The sequence below is a fragment of the Chryseobacterium sp. NRRL B-14798 genome (genome assembly GCF_050470705.1).
Classification (GTDB): domain Bacteria; phylum Bacteroidota; class Bacteroidia; order Flavobacteriales; family Weeksellaceae; genus Chryseobacterium; species Chryseobacterium cupriresistens.
The window spans coordinates 4,624,633-4,643,722 of record NZ_JBFLUL010000005.1; the positions used below are offsets into that span (position 1 = coordinate 4,624,633).

18 protein-coding genes and 1 riboswitch are annotated in these 19,090 nt (G+C 36.6%); of the genes, 3 read left to right on the forward strand and 15 right to left on the reverse strand.

Features of this window, described 5'->3' with window-relative positions; genetic code table 11:
* Nucleotides 1-40 precede the first annotated feature (40 nt).
* The 4 genes from AB1278_RS21180 to AB1278_RS21195 all read right to left on the reverse strand — a co-directional run bounded on the left by AB1278_RS21180 (nucleotide 41) and on the right by AB1278_RS21195 (nucleotide 4,855).
* Nucleotides 41-1,051 carry a homocysteine S-methyltransferase family protein gene (locus tag AB1278_RS21180; RefSeq protein WP_411414621.1) on the reverse strand — a complete coding sequence of 337 codons (1,011 nt, stop codon included), beginning with the start codon at nucleotides 1,049-1,051 and terminating at the stop codon, nucleotides 41-43.
* Between the two features lie 36 nt (nucleotides 1,052-1,087).
* Complete coding sequence (locus AB1278_RS21185; RefSeq protein WP_411414620.1) at nucleotides 1,088-2,248, reverse strand: O-succinylhomoserine sulfhydrylase; 1,161 nt, start codon at nucleotides 2,246-2,248, stop codon at nucleotides 1,088-1,090.
* 124 nt (nucleotides 2,249-2,372) lie between these two features.
* Nucleotides 2,373-3,911, reverse strand: coding sequence for an ACT domain-containing protein (locus AB1278_RS21190; RefSeq protein WP_411414619.1), 1,539 nt, complete (start codon nucleotides 3,909-3,911; stop codon nucleotides 2,373-2,375).
* Nucleotides 3,912-3,916: 5 nt separating this feature from the next.
* Nucleotides 3,917-4,855, reverse strand: a complete 939-nt coding sequence (locus tag AB1278_RS21195; RefSeq protein WP_202840786.1) for an alpha/beta fold hydrolase — start codon at nucleotides 4,853-4,855, stop codon at nucleotides 3,917-3,919.
* Nucleotides 4,856-4,915: 60 nt separating this feature from the next.
* Nucleotides 4,916-5,023: riboswitch (SAM riboswitch) on the reverse strand.
* A 188-nt stretch (nucleotides 5,024-5,211) separates the two neighbouring features.
* On the opposite strand from AB1278_RS21195, the gene AB1278_RS21200 reads away from it, so the two are divergent.
* The gene (locus AB1278_RS21200; RefSeq protein ID WP_429816841.1) at nucleotides 5,212-7,827 is read left to right on the forward strand and encodes an MGH1-like glycoside hydrolase domain-containing protein; all 2,616 of its coding nucleotides are present in this window, start codon (nucleotides 5,212-5,214) and stop codon (nucleotides 7,825-7,827) included.
* Nucleotides 7,828-7,904: 77 nt separating this feature from the next.
* On the opposite strand, the gene AB1278_RS21205 is transcribed toward AB1278_RS21200, so the two are convergent.
* From AB1278_RS21205 to AB1278_RS21240, 8 genes are all read right to left on the reverse strand, one after another.
* Complete coding sequence (locus AB1278_RS21205; RefSeq protein WP_202840790.1) at nucleotides 7,905-8,324, reverse strand: OsmC family protein; 420 nt, start codon at nucleotides 8,322-8,324, stop codon at nucleotides 7,905-7,907.
* A 48-nt stretch (nucleotides 8,325-8,372) separates the two neighbouring features.
* Nucleotides 8,373-9,695 (reverse strand): DUF58 domain-containing protein, encoded by a 1,323-nt coding sequence (locus tag AB1278_RS21210; protein ID WP_202840792.1) that lies wholly within the window; start codon nucleotides 9,693-9,695, stop codon nucleotides 8,373-8,375.
* Nucleotides 9,696-9,780: 85 nt separating this feature from the next.
* Entirely contained in the window at nucleotides 9,781-10,131 is a 351-nt protein-coding gene (locus AB1278_RS21215; protein WP_202840793.1) for a four helix bundle protein, read from the reverse strand.
* A gap of 79 nt (nucleotides 10,132-10,210) precedes the next feature.
* The gene (locus AB1278_RS21220) at nucleotides 10,211-11,242 is read right to left on the reverse strand and encodes an AAA family ATPase (protein ID WP_429816846.1); all 1,032 of its coding nucleotides are present in this window, start codon (nucleotides 11,240-11,242) and stop codon (nucleotides 10,211-10,213) included.
* 94 nt (nucleotides 11,243-11,336) lie between these two features.
* Nucleotides 11,337-12,494: a hypothetical protein gene (locus AB1278_RS21225; protein ID WP_429816849.1), complete on the reverse strand. Its 1,158-nt coding sequence runs from the start codon at nucleotides 12,492-12,494 to the stop codon at nucleotides 11,337-11,339.
* Between the two features lie 11 nt (nucleotides 12,495-12,505).
* On the reverse strand, nucleotides 12,506-13,297 hold the full coding sequence (locus AB1278_RS21230) for a DUF4129 domain-containing protein (RefSeq protein WP_429816852.1): 792 nt from the start codon (nucleotides 13,295-13,297) through the stop codon (nucleotides 12,506-12,508).
* On the reverse strand, nucleotides 13,290-14,252 hold the full coding sequence (locus AB1278_RS21235; protein WP_202840799.1) for a DUF4013 domain-containing protein: 963 nt from the start codon (nucleotides 14,250-14,252) through the stop codon (nucleotides 13,290-13,292). Before AB1278_RS21235 ends, AB1278_RS21230 begins: the two co-directional genes overlap by 8 nt.
* Nucleotides 14,236-15,219, reverse strand: a complete 984-nt coding sequence (locus AB1278_RS21240; RefSeq protein ID WP_123278486.1) for a stage II sporulation protein M — start codon at nucleotides 15,217-15,219, stop codon at nucleotides 14,236-14,238. The genes AB1278_RS21235 and AB1278_RS21240 overlap by 17 nt, the downstream gene beginning before the upstream one ends.
* Before the next feature lie 28 nt (nucleotides 15,220-15,247).
* On the opposite strand from AB1278_RS21240, the gene AB1278_RS21245 reads away from it, so the two are divergent.
* Nucleotides 15,248-15,997: an RDD family protein gene (locus tag AB1278_RS21245; RefSeq protein ID WP_429816855.1), complete on the forward strand. Its 750-nt coding sequence runs from the start codon at nucleotides 15,248-15,250 to the stop codon at nucleotides 15,995-15,997.
* A 132-nt stretch (nucleotides 15,998-16,129) separates the two neighbouring features.
* Complete coding sequence (locus tag AB1278_RS21250) at nucleotides 16,130-16,420, forward strand: GNAT family N-acetyltransferase (RefSeq protein WP_202840804.1); 291 nt, start codon at nucleotides 16,130-16,132, stop codon at nucleotides 16,418-16,420.
* Here AB1278_RS21250 and AB1278_RS21255 read toward each other — a convergent pair.
* From AB1278_RS21255 to AB1278_RS21265, 3 genes are read right to left on the reverse strand one after another with little or no spacing between them, the layout of a single operon-like run.
* A complete protein-coding gene (locus AB1278_RS21255) occupies nucleotides 16,409-17,380 on the reverse strand; it encodes a glycosyltransferase family protein (protein WP_429816858.1) in 972 nt (323 codons plus the stop codon). The genes AB1278_RS21250 and AB1278_RS21255 overlap by 12 nt on opposite strands.
* Complete coding sequence (locus AB1278_RS21260) at nucleotides 17,381-18,205, reverse strand: UDP-2,3-diacylglucosamine diphosphatase (RefSeq protein ID WP_110008582.1); 825 nt, start codon at nucleotides 18,203-18,205, stop codon at nucleotides 17,381-17,383.
* A 57-nt stretch (nucleotides 18,206-18,262) separates the two neighbouring features.
* Nucleotides 18,263-19,003 (reverse strand): YebC/PmpR family DNA-binding transcriptional regulator, encoded by a 741-nt coding sequence (locus tag AB1278_RS21265; protein ID WP_076596963.1) that lies wholly within the window; start codon nucleotides 19,001-19,003, stop codon nucleotides 18,263-18,265.
* Nucleotides 19,004-19,090 lie beyond the last annotated feature (87 nt).

Consider the following 19,090-nt stretch of genomic DNA (forward strand, 5'->3'; position numbering starts at 1 on the left):
GAGCCTTCATTCTTGATTTTAATTAAAAAAATCTATCAAATCAGACAAATTCTTTCAATTTTCTAGGCGGATAATCTTTCACCAGATCTGCAATCGCCCTGATATGCTCAGGGGTAGTTCCGCAGCATCCTCCAATAATATTGATTAATCCTTTCTCTACATATTCTTTAATCTGTCTTGCCATGTCCTCAGGAGTTTCGTCATATTTTCCGAAAGCATTTGGTAAACCGGCATTCGGATATGCTGAAACATAGAATTCTGAATTATGAGCCAGTGTTTCAAGATAAGGAGTCAGCTGATCTGCACCCAATGCACAGTTGAAACCTACACTTAATAAATTCAGGTGGGAAACTGAGATCAGAAAAGCTTCTGCGGTCTGTCCGCTCAAAGTTCTTCCGGAGGCATCGGTAATGGTCCCTGAAACCATGATCGGGATCTCAATTCCTCTTTCGTCCTGCAGTTCATCAATAGCGAATAAAGCAGCTTTTGCATTCAAAGTATCAAAGATGGTTTCTACCAGAAGGATGTCTGAACCCCCATCCAACAAAGCTTCACACTGTTGTTTGTAAGCTACTCTCAATTCTTCAAAAGTGATGGCTCTGTATCCCGGATCATTCACATCAGGACTTAAACTTGCTGTTCTGTTTGTAGGTCCGATAGATCCTGCTACAAATCTCGGTTTGTCTGGATTTTTCGCAGTATACTCATCACAGGCTTTTCTGGCAATTTTTGCTGACTCATAGTTCAGGTCGTATACCAGATCTTCCATGTGGTAATCTGCCATCGCAATGGTAGTTCCTGAAAATGTATTGGTTTCAATAATATCAGCTCCGGCTTCCAGATATTTCTTATGAACTTCTTCAATCGCCTGAGGCTGTGTCAGAGAAAGCAGGTCATTGTTTCCTTTTACCGGATGTTCCCAGTCTTTGAAACGCTCTCCACGGTAATCTTCTTCTTCGAATTTGTATCTCTGAAGCATGGTACCCATCGCTCCGTCAAGAATTAAAATTCTTTCGGATAAAGCTTTATATAATTGTTCTGAATTTTTCATTTTATCGATTTTAGGTAAAGCCTGCAGCTGTTTGAATTAATCCAAAGCTTGTTTTAAATCTGCAATGATATCATCCACATTTTCCAATCCTACTGAACAACGTACCAGTCCTGCAGTAATTCCTACTTCATTTCTTTCGTCGTCTGATAATTTGGAATGCGTTGTAGAAGCCGGATGCGTAACGATCGTTCTTGTATCACCTAAGTTGGCAGACAATGAACACATTTGTATCTTATCTAAAAAGTTTCTTCCTCCTTCTATTCCCCCTTTTATTTCAAAGGCCACAATATTTCCTCCGAGTTTCATCTGTTTTTTGGCTACCTCATAACCAGGATGGGATTTCAGGAATGGATATTTTACCAATTCAACATTTGGATGACTTTCTAAAAACTCCGCTACTTTCAAGGCATTCTCACAATGCTTTTCTACACGGATAGCCAATGTTTCCAAACTTTTTGATAATACCCAGGCGTTGAAAGGAGACAATGCAGGCCCTGTATTTCTTGCGAAAAGATAAATTTCTCTGATCAGGTCTTCTTTTCCTACTGCTATTCCTCCTAAAACTCTTCCCTGTCCGTCAATCAGTTTCGTTGCTGAGTGTACAACAATATCTGCACCATATTTGATAGGCTGCTGAAGATAAGGTGTTGCAAAACAGTTATCTACAATAAAAATAAGGTTATGCTTTTTTGCAATTTGTCCGAAAAACTCCAGATCCAGAATTTCGATAGCCGGATTGGTAGGAGTTTCAAGGTATAAGATCTTTGTATTAGGTTTGATGTATTGCTCCACATTCGCTGCATCTTCTGCTTTGAAATAAGAAGTTTCAATATTCCATTTCGGGAAATATTTGGTAAACAAAGTGTGTGTCGACCCGAACACCGACTGGCAGCTTACGATATGATCACCAGCATTCAATAACGCCGCAAATGTAGAATAGATGGCGGCCATTCCTGTCGCAAAGGCATATCCCGCTTCTGCACCTTCCATTTTAGCAATCTTATCTGTAAATTCTGTTACATTAGGATTGGAAAAACGGCTGTATAAGTTTTTTGGTTTTTCTTCTGCAAAGCTTGCTCTCATATCCTCCGCATCCTGAAATATAAAACTGGAGGTAAGATATAATGGTGTAGAATGTTCGTCAAACTGGGTTCTTTCCGTCTGGGTTCTTATTGCTGATGTTTCAAAATTTTCCATATAGTTTTAATTAATTTACCAATATAGCAGTCTAACAATGTACCAATTAAAATCTTCGCTTTGCTCAGAATAACGACACAAATTATTGGTAAACTGATACATTATTAGATTGTTATATTAAATATTATTTTGTTTCACTTACTCTTAAAATATCTCCGAATACTCCTCTTGCGGTTACCTTTGCACCAGCTCCGGCTCCCATAATCACGATTGGATTTTCTCCATAGCTTTCTGTGTAGATTTCAAAGATGGAGTCTGAACCTTTCAGTTGTCCCAATGCTGAAGTTGCAGGAACAGAAACCAGTTTTACATCCAGTTCACCTTTATCTTTCTGTAAATCTCCGTGTAGATCTCCCACATATCTCAATACATGTCCGGGCTCCTGGTTTTCTTTTATTTTCTGATATTCTTCGTCCAGTTCTTCCAGTCTTGAAAGGAATTCTGATTTTGAAACCTCCAGTAAGCTTTCCGGAACCAGGTTTTGAATATTGATATCTCCGAACTCGTTGATTAAGTCTAATTCTCTTGCAAGGATCAATAATTTTCTTGCTACATCGTTTCCTGATAAGTCTTCTCTCGGATCCGGTTCTGTATATCCTTTCTCCAAAGCTTCGTTGATAATGGTTGAGAATTTATCGTCCCTCAAAGAAAAATTATTGAACACATAACTCAATGTTCCTGAGAATACGCCTTTAATTCTTGTGATATTTTCTCCTGAAAGGTGTAATAACTTGATGGTATCAATTAACGGTAATCCTGCTCCCACATTGGTTTCATACAGATAACGTCTGTTGTTTTTACTCAACGTATATCTTAGTTTTCTGTATTCTTCAATTGGAAGGGTATTGAAGATCTTGTTGGAAGACACCAGATCAAACCCGTTTTCTGCCAGGGCGTGATAGTTTTTTACAAAATCTTTGCTTGCGGTGTTATCCACAACAATCAGATTCTCCAGTTGATTTTCGTTAGAGAAATTAATCAGTTCTTCCACGTTTGACGGTCTTTCTGCTGTTAAAACCTCATCCCCCCAATTGGCATCAAATCCTTTTTTGTTGAAGGCAATTTTCTTTGAGTTGGCTACTGCAACTACTTTAAGGTCTATTTTTTTACGTTTTTTAATTTCTTCTGCAGATTCAAGTACCTGTTCTATCAAGGTTTTTCCTACATTTCCATGGCCAATAATGGCCAGATGAACGGTTTTCGGTTTTTTGAAAATTTCAGATTCTATGATGTTTCTTGTTTTTTCATCCTGTGAAGACGTCACTACGATATTGACTCTGTTTTCTCCTGCTACCTGGTTCAAAAGCAATGGAAAAACATTATTTCTTGCCAGCTCAGCAAAGACTTTATTAAAATCTTCTGCTACAAAACCAATGACAGAAACATTATTGATACTATAGATCTGGGAAACTTTTCCTGACTTTCTTTCTGCTTCAAATTCATCGATAAGACAAGCCACTGCCTTCTCTGCATCATTTTCATGAACCAGGATAGAAATTCCGTTTTCTACGGCCTGCTGAGAGATTACTCCTACACTGATACGCGCCAAAGTAAGCGCTTTAAAAATTCGTCCGTCAATCCCGATTTCTCCCAGGAAATCTTCTCCTTCAAATTTAACGATTGATCTGTTCTTCAAAAATTTTATTTCGTTAGCATTTTTCATTACTTCTATAAAATGTTTTTAATGATATTATTTAATTGTTGATATTCCATTAGGAAGGCATCATGCCCGTGTATAGATTGGATCTCGTGATAAGAAACATCTTTATTTTTCTCTTTTAAGTTTTCAAAACACATTCGGATTTCAGAAGCCGGGAAAAATAAATCTGTATCTACGGAGATCATGTGCATTCGTGCCTGTATGTTCTCCAGTGCTGTATCAGCAGCATTTATATTCATCAAGAGATGATTCATCAATTTGTAAGCTTTTAAACTAAATCTTTCGTTTAGTGCATTACCATGATAAACCAGCCAGTCTTCTGATTCCAGGCGTTGTTTGTCCTGATTATATTGGTTTTGAAATCTGTCATTGAGCGACTGCGGTGTTCTGTAGCACAACATGGCATGAATTCTTGCTTTCTGTAATGGTTCTTCCTTATCATTTAATAAAAATTTCTGAACCAGACACTGTGCATGAAGCCAGTCGTGTGTTCTGTAATCGCAGGCAATAGGAATAAAAATCTCAGCAAGATCCGGCTGCTGGGCAAGCATTTCCCAGGCAATACCTCCTCCCAGAGAGCCTCCTATAATGGCATATAAATTTTTGATCTGTAAAACTTCAAGTCCTTTCAGAAATATCGCAGCGATATCTGAAGGAGTAAAGTCTTCATAATCTTCAATTAAAAAATCGTCGTATCCGTTTCCTGGTATATTGAAGCACAGAACGGTATATTGATCGGTATCAACAATCTGATTTTTTCCCACCAGCTGTTTCCACCAGCCTTTTTCTCCGGATACGTTTGAATTTCCGGTGAGAGCATGATTGATTAAGACAACAGGGGCTGTAAACAGATCTTTCCCAAAAAGCTGATAGCTTAATGAGATATGGTATTCCTTTTGGGAATGAGTTTGATACGTAAGATTAATATAGTTTAGTTCTGTTTTCAATTCTATTAAATTTTAATACAATTGAAAATGCCACAGGAAATGGCTGAAAAGAACTTCAGTAAGTTATCTGTCCAAAATTATTTTGGTAGAACGTAGCACCTTCTTTACTTGCGCAAAGGGTTGCTAAGGTTTCATAGGGTCTAATCCCTCAACCTTTCTTGATAACATTTTCAATATTTGAATGAACGAATGGTGCAAAGGTAGTTCTTTTCTTTTAATTTCAAAAAAAAATTATTTTAATATTTAAAAAAGCCCTTAAATACAAGTATTCCAAGAGTATATTAATAATTATTCAGATGAAAAAAATTGGAATTACTTCTCAAAAAAACTAACTTCGTATGGAAAAGTGATGAGATATGACCGCCGAAAAAGATAGATTACAAGATACCAAATGGAAAAACTGGGGACCTTATGTAAGCAACCGGCAGTGGGGAAATGTACGCGAAGATTATAGCCCGAACGGGAATGCCTGGAATTTTACCAACCATAATAATGCAGAAAGCTATGCCTACCGTTGGGGTGAAGAAGGTATTGCCGGAATTTCTGATGTAAAGCAGCTTTTATGTTTTGCTTTTTCGTTCTGGAACAAGAAAGACAAAATGGTAAAGGAACGATTCTTTGGTTTGAGCAATCCTCAGGGTAATCATGGGGAAGACATCAAAGAAATCTTTTATTATCTGGATAATACACCTACTCATAGTTATATGAAAATGGTTTATAAATATCCCATCAATGAATTTCCTTACGATGAACTTGTTGCAGAAAACGGAAGACGCAGTAAAAAGGAACCGGAATATGAAATTTTCGATACTGGAATTTTCGATAATGATGAATATTTTGATATTTTCATTGAATATTGCAAGGCCGATCACAATGATATTCTTGCCAGAGTAACGGTCTGTAACCGAAGTCAGCATGAAGCACCTATTCTGGTAGCGCCTACTGTATGGTTCAGAAACAACTGGAAATGGGGATACAACACCTATAAGGCAGAGCTTAATGCTTCTCATGACGGAAGTATCAATATTGGACACGACAGTATCTCCATTAAAAAACTTTATTCCCGAAATACCAATGCACAAAGCGTATTTTGTGATAATGAAACCAATACTTCTAAGCTTTACGGAGCTCCTGCAGGTGAAAATACATATTTCAAAGATGGCATCAATCATTTTATTACCCACCAGGCAAATACGATTAATCCCGCAAAGAAAGGGACAAAAGCTTCTTTCCTGATCGATGAGCTTATCGGAGCCGGAGAATCAAAGGTTTTTGAATTCAGATTGTGCCCGGATGAAGCCGATGAGCCTTTTGAAAACTTTGATGAAATTTTCAATACCCGGCAGACTGAAGCTGAAGAGTTTTATCAGGAAATTCAGAGTGATACCGTTAACGAAGATGAGAGAAATGTACAGAGACAGGCTTTTGCCGGGCTTCTCTGGAACAAACAGTTTTATCATTATAATATCGGAAAATGGCTGAAAGGTGATCCTAATTTTGAAGCGCCAAGAAATTTCAATGAATATGTAAGAAATACGGAATGGAATCATCTCCATAATAAGGATATTATTTCTATGCCCGATAAATGGGAATATCCATGGTATGCCACATGGGATCTGGCGTTTCATTGTGTTCCTTTTTCCATCATTGATGCGGAATTTGCCAAGGGACAGCTTTTACTTCTTACTAAGGAATGGTACATGCATCCCAATGGACAGCTTCCTGCCTATGAGTGGAATATGAGTGATGTGAATCCGCCGGTACACGCATGGTCTTGTTTCCGTGTTTTTAAAATTGATGAAAAAAATAACGGAAAACCGGATTTATTATTTTTAGAGAAAGTTTTCCAGAAACTGCTTCTTAATTTCACCTGGTGGGTGAACCGAAAGGATAAAAACGGAAAAAATATCTTTGGTGGAGGGTTTCTTGGTCTTGATAATATCGGAGCTTTTGACCGGAATATGGAACTAAAGGACGGACAGCATCTTGAACAGGCAGACGGAACCAGCTGGATGGCCATGTATGCATTGAATATGATGCGTATTGCAATGGAGCTTGCCCAGTATTATCAGGTATATGAAGATATGGCCATCAAGTTTTTTGAACATTATCTTTATATCGCTGAGGCTATGGAAAATCTTGGTGAAGGCACAAAAGGGCTTTGGAATGAAGAAGACGGATTTTTCTATGATGTATTGCAGCTTGGAAACGGAGACAGTGTTTCTTTGAGGTTAAGAAGTATTGTTGGTTTGATTCCTATGTTTGCTGTTGAAATTGTAGACCATCGCTTACTGGAAAAGATGCCGAATTTCAGGACCCGAATGGAGTGGATCTTAAAAAATAAACCGGAGCTTACCAAACTCGTTTCCCATTGGGACGAGGAAGGACACGGACGAAAACACCTTATGAGCATACTTCGTAAAAACAGACTGACAAAAGTTCTGACCAGAATGCTTGATGAAAATGAGTTCCTGAGTTCTTACGGAATACGTGCTATGTCTAAGGTATACGAAGAAAATCCGTTTGTATTCTCTGTACATGGGTCTGAAAATATGGTATACTATACGCCTGCAGAAAGTGACAGCAGAATGTTTGGCGGAAATAGCAACTGGCGCGGCCCCATCTGGTTTCCTATCAATTTCCTGATTGTTGAAAGCCTGCAGCGCTTCCATTATTATTATGGAAACAGTCTGAAAGTAGAATTCCCAACGGGAAGCGGTGATAAAAGAAACCTGGATGAAGTAGCCCAGAATATCAGCAAAAGACTCTGCTCAATATTTTTAAAGGATGAACATGGCCAAAGGGCGTTCAACGGAGGCAATCCCAAGTTCAATTATGATGAACACTTCAGAGATTATATTACGTTCTTTGAATATTTCCATGGTGATAACGGCCGTGGTGTGGGTGCTTCCCATCAAACAGGATGGACTGCTACTGTAGCGAAACTGATAAAGCCAAGACTCACCTTTTAATAAGCAATGAGTAATTGGTAATGAGTAATAATAAAAGCCGGATGAAACATCCGGCTTTTGTTATTTTATATAAGAGATTAAATTTTTTCTCCGTTCACATAGACTTCGTATCCGATTTCTACATTCGGTTCTAACGTTTTTGATACAGAGCAGTATTTTTCAAAAGAAAGTTCTGCAGCCTTTAATGCTTTTTTAGGATCAATTTCTCCTTCCAGAAGGAATTTTACGTTAATCGATTTAAATGGTTTTGCATCTTCTACCTGTACTCTTTCTCCTTCTACCTCTGCCTGAAAGCTTCTGATCTCCTGACGCTGCTTCTTTAAAATAGAAACTACATCAATTCCGCTGCAGCCTGCCACAGCCATCAGTACACTTTCCATTGGAGAAACTCCTTTAGCTCCCGGCTGGGAAGTATTATCCAAAAGAATAGAATTTCCCTGAGCATTGGTACATTCAAATAAAAAATCGTCGTTTATTCTGTTAAGTGTAATTTTCATTGCTTATTGCTTATTGCTTATTGCTTATTGCTTATTGCTTCTACAAAGTTATAAAATTCCTCTCGCTTTTATCTCCAGATATTTATTGATAACATCGATATTCAAATTTTCAGGAAGTGTATAAACAGTATAAATTCCGTATTTACGGAGTTCCTGGATGATCAGTTTCTTTTCAAACTCAAATTTTTCAGCAATGATCTCGTCATAAATTTCCTGCATACTTTCAGGATTTTTGTTGATCAGCGTCTGCAGTTCAGAATTTTTAAAGAATACTACTACCAACAAATGGTTCTTAGCAATTCCCCTAAGATATTTCAGCTGCCGGTTTAGTCCGTCTAACGTCTCAAAATTGGTAAAAAGCAGAATTAAACTTCTTTGGTTGATGGAATATTTTACATCCTGATACAAACGGTTGAAATCACTTTCGAAGAAATCTGTTTTGATATTATAAAGAGCTTCAGAGATTTTCTTCAACTGTCCGGATTTATTATCGGCAGCAATTTTATTTTCAGCTTTCTTGGAAAAAGTCATCATTCCCGCTCTGTCTCCTTTTCTCAAAATAATATGAGACAGCGCCATGGTTGCATTGATGGAATAATCCAGCAAGCTTAATTCGTTGAAAGGCATTTTCATGGTTCGTCCTTTATCAATCAGCATAAAAATACGCTGTGATTTCTCATCCTGAAACTGATTAACCATTAAACGATTTGTTTTCGAAGTTGCTTTCCAGTTGATCGTTCTGATATCATCTCCGGGTACATATTCTTTGATCTGCTCAAATTCCATGGTATGTCCCAGCTTTCTGACTTTCTTGATTCCGCCTAATAAAAATTCACTCTGAATAGCCATCAGTTCATATTTTCTTAGATGAATAAAAGAGGGATAGGCAGGAAGCATAGCATCTTTCTGGAAAATAAATCTTTTTGAAATCAGTCCTATTGGTGATGATGCGTACACATTCAATCCTCCGAAATGATATTCTCCCCTTTCTTTAGGCTCTAATGTGTATTGAAAAAATGTATTTGCTCCGGAAGTGATCTGTTTTTTGATCAGAAAATCTCTTTTCTGAAACTGAAACGGGATTTCATCAATAATTTTAGTGGCTATGGTAAAGTTGTAATTATTCTTGATGTCAATTTTTACAAAATTCTCATCTCCGTTAGACAGTTTTTCCGGCAGAATTCTTTGAACCTGCAATGCATTCTTTTGGTTGAAAAGCAACAGAAAATCTACCATTGCTGCCAAAAAACAAATCAGGAGTGCGATATGGGCTACCCACATCAGCACCGGAAAGAAAAATGCAAGGACATACAGAATCCCCACTCCGATGAGTGTAAAAAAGAAACGTGTATTGATGTATAAGTTTTTCATTGGTTAGGTGGCAGGTTGCAGATTATAGGTTGCAGGTTACAGGTTTTGAGGATTATGTGAACGCACCATAGGTCTTACAGTTGTATTATTGTAATGAGTTAATGAGTCCGTTCAACATTTTGGATATTTCTATAATCTTTTCATTTAATTTTAAATGCTCATTTTCATTTAAAAATTTGAGATTTTTTGAAATAATTAATTGTGTTTCTACTTCCGCACAACTGCCTCTTGATATTTTTAAAAATTGCGAGTAATCAGGTTTGCTTCTCCTGGAGTTTCCCTCTGCAATATTGGAGGGTATAGAAACAGCAGCCCTTCTGATTTGTGATGTCAAGCCATAAATCTCATCCTTAGGAAAAGCTTCTGTAGTTCTGTAGATTTCAGTAACAAAATCAATAGATCTCTGCCAGACTAAAAGTTCTTTAAAATTTGCCATACATAATAATTTTGTAAATATTTAAACATTCACTCACAATCAACTGCTACCGGCTACCTACCATCTACTACCTATTGTTCTATCTCGGTATTTCTATTCCTTCTAAAATCTGACGGATAATTTCATCTGCGGTAAGACCTTCCATTTCTCTTTCCGGAGATACGATGACTCTGTGTCTTAATACGGCGTAGCTTGCTTCTTTAATATCTTCAGGAGTCACAAAGTCTCTACCTCTTAAAGCGGCAAATGACTTTGATGCCGTAAGAAGTGCCAATGAAGCTCGTGGTGAAGCTCCCAGATATAAGAATTGATTTTCTCTTGTATTGATGATAATCTTGGCAATGTATTCCATCAGCTGGCTTTCCACAATGATTTCTTTTACCAGATGCTGGTAGTTTTTCAATTGTTCAGCTGTGATCACGCGGTTGATTCCTTCTGTTTTATCTTCTTTTTTGCTTTCGTGCTGGTTTTTAATGATCGCAATTTCCTGCTCAAGGTTAGGATATCCTACATTGATTTTGAATAAAAAACGGTCCAGCTGCGCTTCCGGAAGTCTGTACGTTCCTTCATGTTCAATAGGGTTTTGTGTAGCGATCACCAGGAAAGGTTCCTCAAGGGTATAACGGGTACCGTCCATCGTGATCTGTCTTTCTTCCATAACTTCAAATAATGCAGACTGCGTTTTGGCAGGCGATCTGTTGATTTCATCAATCAGGATGAAATTGGAGAAGATAGGTCCTTTTTTAAATTCAAATTCTGAGTTTTTAACATTGAAAACGGATGTTCCCAAAATATCGGAAGGCATAAGATCCGGTGTAAACTGAATTCTGCTGAAACCTACGTCAATGGTTTTGGCTAATAGTTTTGCAGTGATTGTTTTTGCCACTCCCGGAACACCTTCAATCAAAACATGTCCGTTTGAAAGCAAAGCTGCCAAAAGATGTTCAATCATTTTCTCCTGCCCTACGATCACTTTTCCGATCTCAGATTTTACTTTTTCCAAACTTGCACGAAGTTCAATCATATCAATTCTCGACTGAAACTGCTCTTCCTGCTTATTAAAATTAATAGAGCTTGGGGTTTCTATGTTGGGGTTATCCAGGTTTTCCATAATAAAATTTTTATTTATCATTCTAACAATGTATCTCTTTGAATGGTGACAGCATTGAGCAAATCTACATTGTTAGGTTATTTCTATTGTTATATTATTTAAGTATTTCATCAAGGAGCTTATTGATCCTTGTAAGGTCTTCTTTCATTACACTGGCGTAAGGATCCTGGGCTTTTTTGATAAGCGCTATTGCTTCGCCAATCATTTCTACGGGTTTACCAGTTTTCAGATGTAATTTTTTTGCAAATTCTTCATCTAGATGCGGGGTATCTATCAACAGATCCATTCTTACCTTGTTTAGGAAATATTGAGCTTTCTTGGCCATCATATCATGGAAATCGCCTTCCTGAAGATACAGATTTCCAATGCTTTTCACAAAATCCAGGGAAGTATTTCTCAATGGTTCTGTTACTGGGACTATCCTCTGTTTCCTTTTTGCATTAAAGAAGATAAAAAGAATAAGCCCTCCTAAAAATACCCACCATGCATATTTTAAAGCCGGATTTGACAATATAAATCTCATGAAAAAGCGTGATTCATAGCTTTTGTTTGAGACAAACCAAAGGGTTTCCCTATCCTGAAGATATGAAAATACGTCCTGAGCATATTTTACATTTCCGGGTTTTAGAAGATAATAATTCGTAAGGAAAAGAGGTTCTGTATGAGCATAGATATATCCTTTACCAAACTTTACTTTAATAAAATTGGCCTGATCTGTATTCTTCTTCTCAACGGTTTTCCCCAGTACTTCCACTCCCGGTTTTATGAATGAGAATCCTCTGCCCGACGGAAATTTATCCAGCTTAATAAAATCATTCTGAAATTTTTTGTCGGTAAGCTTCAAAACATTTTCTTCTTCAAAGGAGATCTCTGAATCATAGTATCCGATACTGTCTGAAATTTCTTTAGGCATACGGGTTACCATCAGAAATGCATCTGAGCCTTCAGATATCTGAGTCAGAATTTTATGCCAGGACTCTCTGTCAAGATTATTTTCAATGATGACAATATTGTGAGCCTGTTTTTTATGCTGGCTGTAATATTCGTAAGGAACCTGCTCAATCTTCTTCAGCTTATTTTTAAAAAGATTGTTGGCTTCTTTATTGAAAACAAACAACCCGAACGGAGATTTTTCGTTGATATCAAAATTCTTCCGCCAGTCTGTTGTTTCTTTTTTGTTAACTTCAAGCAATGCCAGAACAATCATCACAATGACGAAAATTACAGCATATGTTTTGAAAGTTTTATTCATGGTTATTATTGTTATGGTTTAAAGGCCTGATATTGATTTTTAAATTTCCGGTAGCTCTCTTCATCAATACTGAATTCTCCATACCAGACATAATCAAAAATATAGGACAGATCAGAAAAGTCATTCTTCAGGTGGGCAGCTTTTAACTCTGCAGTATAATCTTTATTAGTTTTTTCCGGATTCCAGGTGATCAGTTTTTTATCACTCAGTTTTTTAAGAACAAACAGGAATTGATACCGAACTGCGGAACGATAATCTCCTGCGTGTTCAAATTTCGCGATACTATCAGGAAAATTAATTTCATGGATATTCTCATGAAGTTCCTGCACATTAAGATCCAGCTTTTTATTCTTTTTACCAAAAATAAAATTCCCATCTTTTCCCATGATATATCTGATGATGAAATAAAGCAGAAATCCTACAAGAATAATGGCAAACAGTCTGATAAGAACCGTAGTAAGTTCTGCCGACTTAGTGAGTGCTGTATCTCCAAAGATCCCCTGTATGATCTGATTGATCTTCCGCATCAGTTTTTGAAAGAAAGATTCTCTCGGCTTTGAAACGGAATAATCAAACTCATTTCCTTTATATCTTGACGGAATATTCTCTTTAAACGTTTTCGGGTACACTTCATTCTCCGATACCGGATATTTCATCAGTACAGAATCTGCACGCAGCATATTTCTGTAATGCCCGGTAGTGTACAATGAATCTACCAGATCATCAGAAGCAGGAGGGTTATCCTGAGCATGAACCAGCCCGGGAGAAAAGAAAAGCAGTATGAAAAAAAGAGTTTTATTCATTGATTCCAATCGTGTCTATTTCGGCCAATTCAACTTTCTGGTGAAGATCTGTTCTGCTGTCATAATACATTAATCCCGCATTCACATACATAAGGTTGGAAAGAAAAAATGAAAGTAACATAGAAACTCCATAGAATACAAAAAAAATGATTCCGGCAGTTCCGGTAAAAGGATTCTGTTCAAAATTTCCGTCCGGTGTAGAGGTAAGCAGTGATCCGTAAAAAAACATCATCGGAATAAACGTAAAGATAGACGTTATAATGTACATGATAATAAACATCACAAATGCAGCTCCCCAATATTTCCAGAAGGGTGATTTTTCACTTCCATTGGGATAAGAAAACTGAGAACGCAAAGCATAGCTCAAGCTTTCCCAGAACCCTCGGTCCGAATTAAAATAATCATACATCAGAAATGTAGTAAAATTAAATATCGTAGGATAAAGAAGCAGGATAAGGAAGAAACCGATAATGATAAGAACCAGAATATAAGAAAAACCTACTACAAATAAGATTGCCGGAGTAACGATAAAGATCATTCCCAGACATAGTTTTCCAATTCTTCCGGCATTGTTTTTAAAGTCACCGAGAATTTCATCAGTCTTTATTTTTTCTGCTCCCTGTGCAATTCTTTTTAAATAAAAAACAGGATACAGATAATTGACAATCATCAGGACCATGAAAAGCAGGAAAGTCAGTAATCCTACTGTGATCAGCATTCCGGAATTTTCTGAAAAATACTGTTCAAAATAATAGGTTTCACCTCCAAGATTAGATCCGAATATCTGTGAAAACAGCTCCTTATAGCCGAAAATAACAACAGTAACCATTAAGATCAAAAGCAAGCCATTGATCAGAATATAGTTTTTGAAATAATTCTTTCCGTATAATTTGAAAAAATTGAAACTGTCACTGATAAAAGTTCCAAAATCTCTTTTTTTATAAAATTGTATCATTGATGTGTTTATTAGTTTTTTTGTAAACAACAGACGGATATACAAAATAGTAGTATCCAATAATTGCAAGTGAGCCAAAAATGATGATAAGGTTTAAAATTAAAGGCATCTTCAATGCATGTCTGGTGACATATCCTTCTATAATCCCTGCACAAATAGTGAAAGGGACAGTACTTAAAAATATTTTAAATGAATCTTTAAATCCTTTTTTAAACGAGTTAAATCTTGAAAATGTTCTTGGAAATAAAATAGACGCGCCCAGAATCAATCCACACATCGCTTCTACTACCATCGCAAAAATTTCAAAAACCCCGTGAAGCCATATTCCTCTTGCACTGTCTTTCAATGCTCCGTAATCATAGAAGAAATATTGAAAAGCTCCCAGCATCACACTGTTGGAAAGCAGTGCAAACAATGTTCCCACTCCCCCGGCAATTCCGTAAATATATAATTTTGCTCCAACCTGAATATTATTAAAGATAATTCCGATGGTGCTTCCCCAAGTGCTTCCGCTCTGATAAACGCCTACGGCATTATTATTTTTAATATTTTCGATCGTTTCATTCACATACCCTTCCCCTAGTATAATATTCACAAAGCCTTTATCATAAATGGCAGAAAGCACTCCTATTGATGTAAACAAAATGAAAAAGAGAAAGGCATACATCAGATATCTCCGGTATTGATACATCAGCAACGGAACTTCAGTTTTGAAAAAGTAAATCAGCCTGTTCTCCTCTACCCTTTTTGTTTTATAAATCTTCTGAAAAATCTGGGCAGATAAATGGTTCAGATAAACGGTAGTATTACTTTTGGGATAATAAGTCTGGGCAAAAGAAAGGTCATTGATCAGGTTTATATACAATGAAGACAGGTCATCAGGATTTTTTTTAATTTTCCCTTGAATAACCTGTTCGATTCCCAACCATTTTTCTTTATTTTGTTTAATGAAATAAACTTCTCTCATAATTATTAAGGCTAAAATAATAAAAAATATGTCTCAAATTGCGATAAATACCTCACAAAATGTAAATATTAGTTTTACTATTGCAGGTATAGGAGAAAGGATGCTTGCCTTCATTATTGATCTTCTGATCAGGATTGCTTATGTAGTTGCTATCCTGTATCTGTTCTTCAATATTCTTGATTTGGGATATCTTCTGAATGGTCTTGATGGCTGGTCGATACGTGCGGTATATCTTGTCCTTACCTTTCCTGTTTATATTTATCCTCTTGTATTGGAAAGTTTGATGGAAGGCCAGACTCCCGGTAAAAAACTCATGAAAATAAAAGTGGTGAAAATTGACGGTTACCAGGCCAGTTTAGCAGATTATATGATCCGGTGGATTTTCAGAATTGTAGATGTTTCATTTGCCGGAGTAGTAGGACTTATTTCTATGATTGTTTCTAAAAATAATCAGCGTTTGGGTGATATCGCTTCCGGAACAGCTGTGATCTCCCTAAAAAATAGCATTAATATTTCTCATACAATACTGGAGAATATCCATGAAAATTATATTCCCTCTTTCCCTCAGGTGATTGCTTTGAGTGATAATGATATGAGAATTATCAAAGACAATTATACCAAAGCATTGAAAGCAGATGATCGCCAGATCATCAGTAAACTATCCGATAAAATTAAAAGTATTCTGAAACTGGAAATAGATCCCACTAAAATGACGGAAAGACAGTTCATCGGTGTAATTATCAAAGATTATAATTATTATACGGGGAAAGATAATTAGGTAGGCAATGGTTAATTTTTCTTCGCAAGTGAATGGTCAATTTGAAAAGTGTTGAGCGAGATTGACAGCAACACTTATTGCTTATGCAAAGCTCGGTTCAATTTTTGTATCTTTAAACTAAAGTCAAGAATCATGAAATTTGAAAACAATAAATCCGGGAACGGCGGAGTTATCACTTTAAATAACGAAATAAAAGAAGTCGGAAGGCTTACCTATACCATTTTCCCTGAAGATCATAAACTGATTATCTCTTTTGTTTTGGTACACCCGGAATTTGAAGGAAGAGGAATGGGAAAATTCCTTGTGGAAGAAGCCATTAAATTTGCCAGAGAAAACAATTGGAAAGTATACCCGCACTGTTCGTATGCAAGGTCTGTGATGATGAGAATGAGTGATGTGGCCGATATCTTTTTAAAGAATTAAAACCTCGTTTACCAGGATATCTTCAATATCATCCGGATAATCTACTTTGAGATGATGATCTGATGCTACCCATTCCATTATTTCCTGAAGATTTAACACCTTGGAATTGGGAATTCCCATTTTATCCAGAGCACATGCATTGCATTCCTGCTCATATTGATTGTGGATAGGAATCACAAATAGTTTCTTATCCATAAATAGTGCTTCTGCCGGGGTTTCAAAACCTGCATTGCATAAAATTCCGTCACAGCCTTCAAAATATTTCAGGTACTGGCTTTCATCAATGGGAAATACTTCTACATTTTTTATTTTCACCTGTACTTTGCTGTATTTTGAAAAAACTTTCCACTCCACAGGGATTTTTCTTAAAACCTTAATGATATTTTCATCTGCAAAACTGGGAAGATAGACCAGATAATATCCCTGTTTGTAAGGATTAAGGTTTCTGATCTTTCTCCTGATGACAGGTTTTTTGATCTGTGGATGGTAATTTTCAAAATGAAACCCGATTTTTCTTTGGCTGGGAACGTAATATTTTAAAATCATTTCTCCCAGAAAATCTTTTTCCTTTGGTTTGGGTGTTTCAGGAAAACTCATAGAAGCCTGATGGCTGAGTTCTATCAACGGAAACTTTTTCAATTTGGAAGCCCAGCCTGTCAGAGGTTCATAATCATTAATAATTAAATCATACTGTGACAGCTCTAGTTCTCTGATTGTTTTAGCGGCTTCAAAGAATTTATTTTCGGTAAATGTTTTTCGGTAAGATAGACCTCCTGTTTTATTATAAAGAAGGGAAATGCCTCTGTATTGAAAGTTAATGTCAAAATCAGCCTTCAATTGCGATTGATGACCACTGATTAAGGTATCCACAGATGCATGCTTTTTGAGAAGAGGAATAATTTCCTGTGCTCTGGCAATATGCCCGTTTCCGGTACCCTGGAATGCATACAGAATCTTCATTTAAGAAAAATTAGTTACAATTTTTAAAAGATCAGAATTATCCATCTCCGGGATTTCTTCTGCTTCATCATCTTTCAGTAAATGTTTATGTTCATCATAATAAAAAATCTTCCATTGTTTATCATGATATTCCAAAGCAGAAAGATTTTCTATCCAGTCACCGGAATTCAGGTAAGTACAGGATCCTTTTTTATTAACAACCTCGCGGATCTGTGGCTGGTGAATATGCCCGCATACCACATAATCATATTGGTTATCAATGGCCAGCTCTGAAGCTGTCAATTCAAAATCCCCGATATATTTTACCGCTTTTTTCACATTGTTTTTGATCTTTTTGGAAAATGAGTATTTCTCTTTACCCATTTTTTCCAGGAACCAATTTACAACATTATTGATGATAATAAGAAGATCATAACCTTTTCCGCCAAGTTTGGCGATCCATTTGGAATGCTGGACGGATGCATCGAAAACATCCCCGTGAAAAATCCAGGTTTTTTTCTGATCGATATTCAGACAGATCTTGTTACAGACTTTAAGTTTTCCCAGTTCAAAATCTGTGAACTTACGGAACATTTCATCATGATTGCCTGTAATGTAATAGACATCTGTGTTTTTGGTAGCCAGTGAAAGTATCTTTCTGATTACCTTCAAATGAGGTTTAGGGAAGTAAGACTTTTTAAACTGCCAGATATCGATAATATCACCGTTTAAAACTAAAGTTTTAGGCTGGATCGAATTGAGATATCTTAGCAATTCTTTAGCCTTACATCCATAAGTTCCCAAATGAACATCCGATATAACAACTAATTCAACGTTTCTTTTCATAGTTTTGCACAAAGAAACTAATTGAAAATTAACTGTATATGAATGCTATATTATTTTTTATAGAGAGTTCATCAGCTCTTCTGTGATTTCCATGTTGTGGTAAACGTTTTGCACGTCATCATCTTCTTCGAAACGCTCAAGCATTTTCATATTCGCTTTGAACTGTTCTGCGTTCACTTCTTTCGTATTATTTGGAATTCTTTGAAGTTCTGCACTTTTTGCTTCAATTCCAAGCGCATCCAATTTGTGAGATAAAGAACCGAAATCTTCAAAAGCAGTGGTAATCATTACTTCTTCTTCATCTTTTTCTACATCTTCTGCTCCTCCGTCAATCATTTCCATTTCAAAATCATCCCAATCCATTTTGATCTGAGCCAAATCTATAGTGAAAATACCTTTTCTGTCGAAGATAAATGCCAATTCCCCGTTCTTACCAAGGTTACCATCAAACTTATTGAAGATAGCTCGTACATTGGCTACCGTTCTTGTAGTATTGTTTGTAGTACATTCTACAAAAAAAGCAACACCACCTTGTCCGTAACCTTCATAAGTGATCTCTTCATAGTTTTCTGCATCTGCACCGCTTGCCTTTTTAATTGCTCTTTCAACATTATCCTTAGGCATGTTAGCCCCTTTTGCGTTTTGGATACATCTTCTCAAGGCAGGATTAGATTCAGGATCTGTTCCTCCAGCTTTTACAGCCAGTGCGATATCTTTTCCTATTTTAGAGAATGTCTTGGCCATCTTGTCCCATCTGGCCATTTTAGAAGCTTTTCTATATTCAAATGCTCTTCCCATTTTAATTTTTAAATTTCCAACAAAATTACTCAAAAGTCCACAAAAAAAAAATACCTCCAATCAAATTGGAGGTATTCATTATTTAGA

Excerpts from the sequence above, each read along its gene's own strand:
- AB1278_RS21180 (WP_411414621.1), bottom strand. The coding sequence starts at position 1,051 with ATGAAAAATTCAGAACAATTATATAAAGCTTTATCCGAAAGAATTTTA.
- AB1278_RS21185 (WP_411414620.1), bottom strand. The coding sequence starts at position 2,248 with ATGGAAAATTTTGAAACATCAGCAATAAGAACCCAGACGGAAAGAACC.
- AB1278_RS21190 (WP_411414619.1), bottom strand. The coding sequence starts at position 3,911 with ATGAAAAATGCTAACGAAATAAAATTTTTGAAGAACAGATCAATCGTT.
- AB1278_RS21200 (WP_429816841.1), top strand. The coding sequence starts at position 5,212 with ATGACCGCCGAAAAAGATAGATTACAAGATACCAAATGGAAAAACTGG.
- AB1278_RS21205 (WP_202840790.1), bottom strand. The coding sequence starts at position 8,324 with ATGAAAATTACACTTAACAGAATAAACGACGATTTTTTATTTGAATGT.
- AB1278_RS21210 (WP_202840792.1), bottom strand. The coding sequence starts at position 9,695 with ATGAAAAACTTATACATCAATACACGTTTCTTTTTTACACTCATCGGA.
- AB1278_RS21215 (WP_202840793.1), bottom strand. The coding sequence starts at position 10,131 with ATGGCAAATTTTAAAGAACTTTTAGTCTGGCAGAGATCTATTGATTTT.
- AB1278_RS21220 (WP_429816846.1), bottom strand. The coding sequence starts at position 11,242 with ATGGAAAACCTGGATAACCCCAACATAGAAACCCCAAGCTCTATTAAT.
- AB1278_RS21225 (WP_429816849.1), bottom strand. The coding sequence starts at position 12,494 with ATGAATAAAACTTTCAAAACATATGCTGTAATTTTCGTCATTGTGATG.
- AB1278_RS21230 (WP_429816852.1), bottom strand. The coding sequence starts at position 13,297 with ATGAATAAAACTCTTTTTTTCATACTGCTTTTCTTTTCTCCCGGGCTG.
- AB1278_RS21235 (WP_202840799.1), bottom strand. The coding sequence starts at position 14,252 with ATGATACAATTTTATAAAAAAAGAGATTTTGGAACTTTTATCAGTGAC.
- AB1278_RS21240 (WP_123278486.1), bottom strand. The coding sequence starts at position 15,219 with ATGAGAGAAGTTTATTTCATTAAACAAAATAAAGAAAAATGGTTGGGA.
- AB1278_RS21245 (WP_429816855.1), top strand. The coding sequence starts at position 15,248 with ATGTCTCAAATTGCGATAAATACCTCACAAAATGTAAATATTAGTTTT.
- AB1278_RS21250 (WP_202840804.1), top strand. The coding sequence starts at position 16,130 with ATGAAATTTGAAAACAATAAATCCGGGAACGGCGGAGTTATCACTTTA.
- AB1278_RS21255 (WP_429816858.1), bottom strand. The coding sequence starts at position 17,380 with ATGAAGATTCTGTATGCATTCCAGGGTACCGGAAACGGGCATATTGCC.
- AB1278_RS21260 (WP_110008582.1), bottom strand. The coding sequence starts at position 18,205 with ATGAAAAGAAACGTTGAATTAGTTGTTATATCGGATGTTCATTTGGGA.
- AB1278_RS21265 (WP_076596963.1), bottom strand. The coding sequence starts at position 19,003 with ATGGGAAGAGCATTTGAATATAGAAAAGCTTCTAAAATGGCCAGATGG.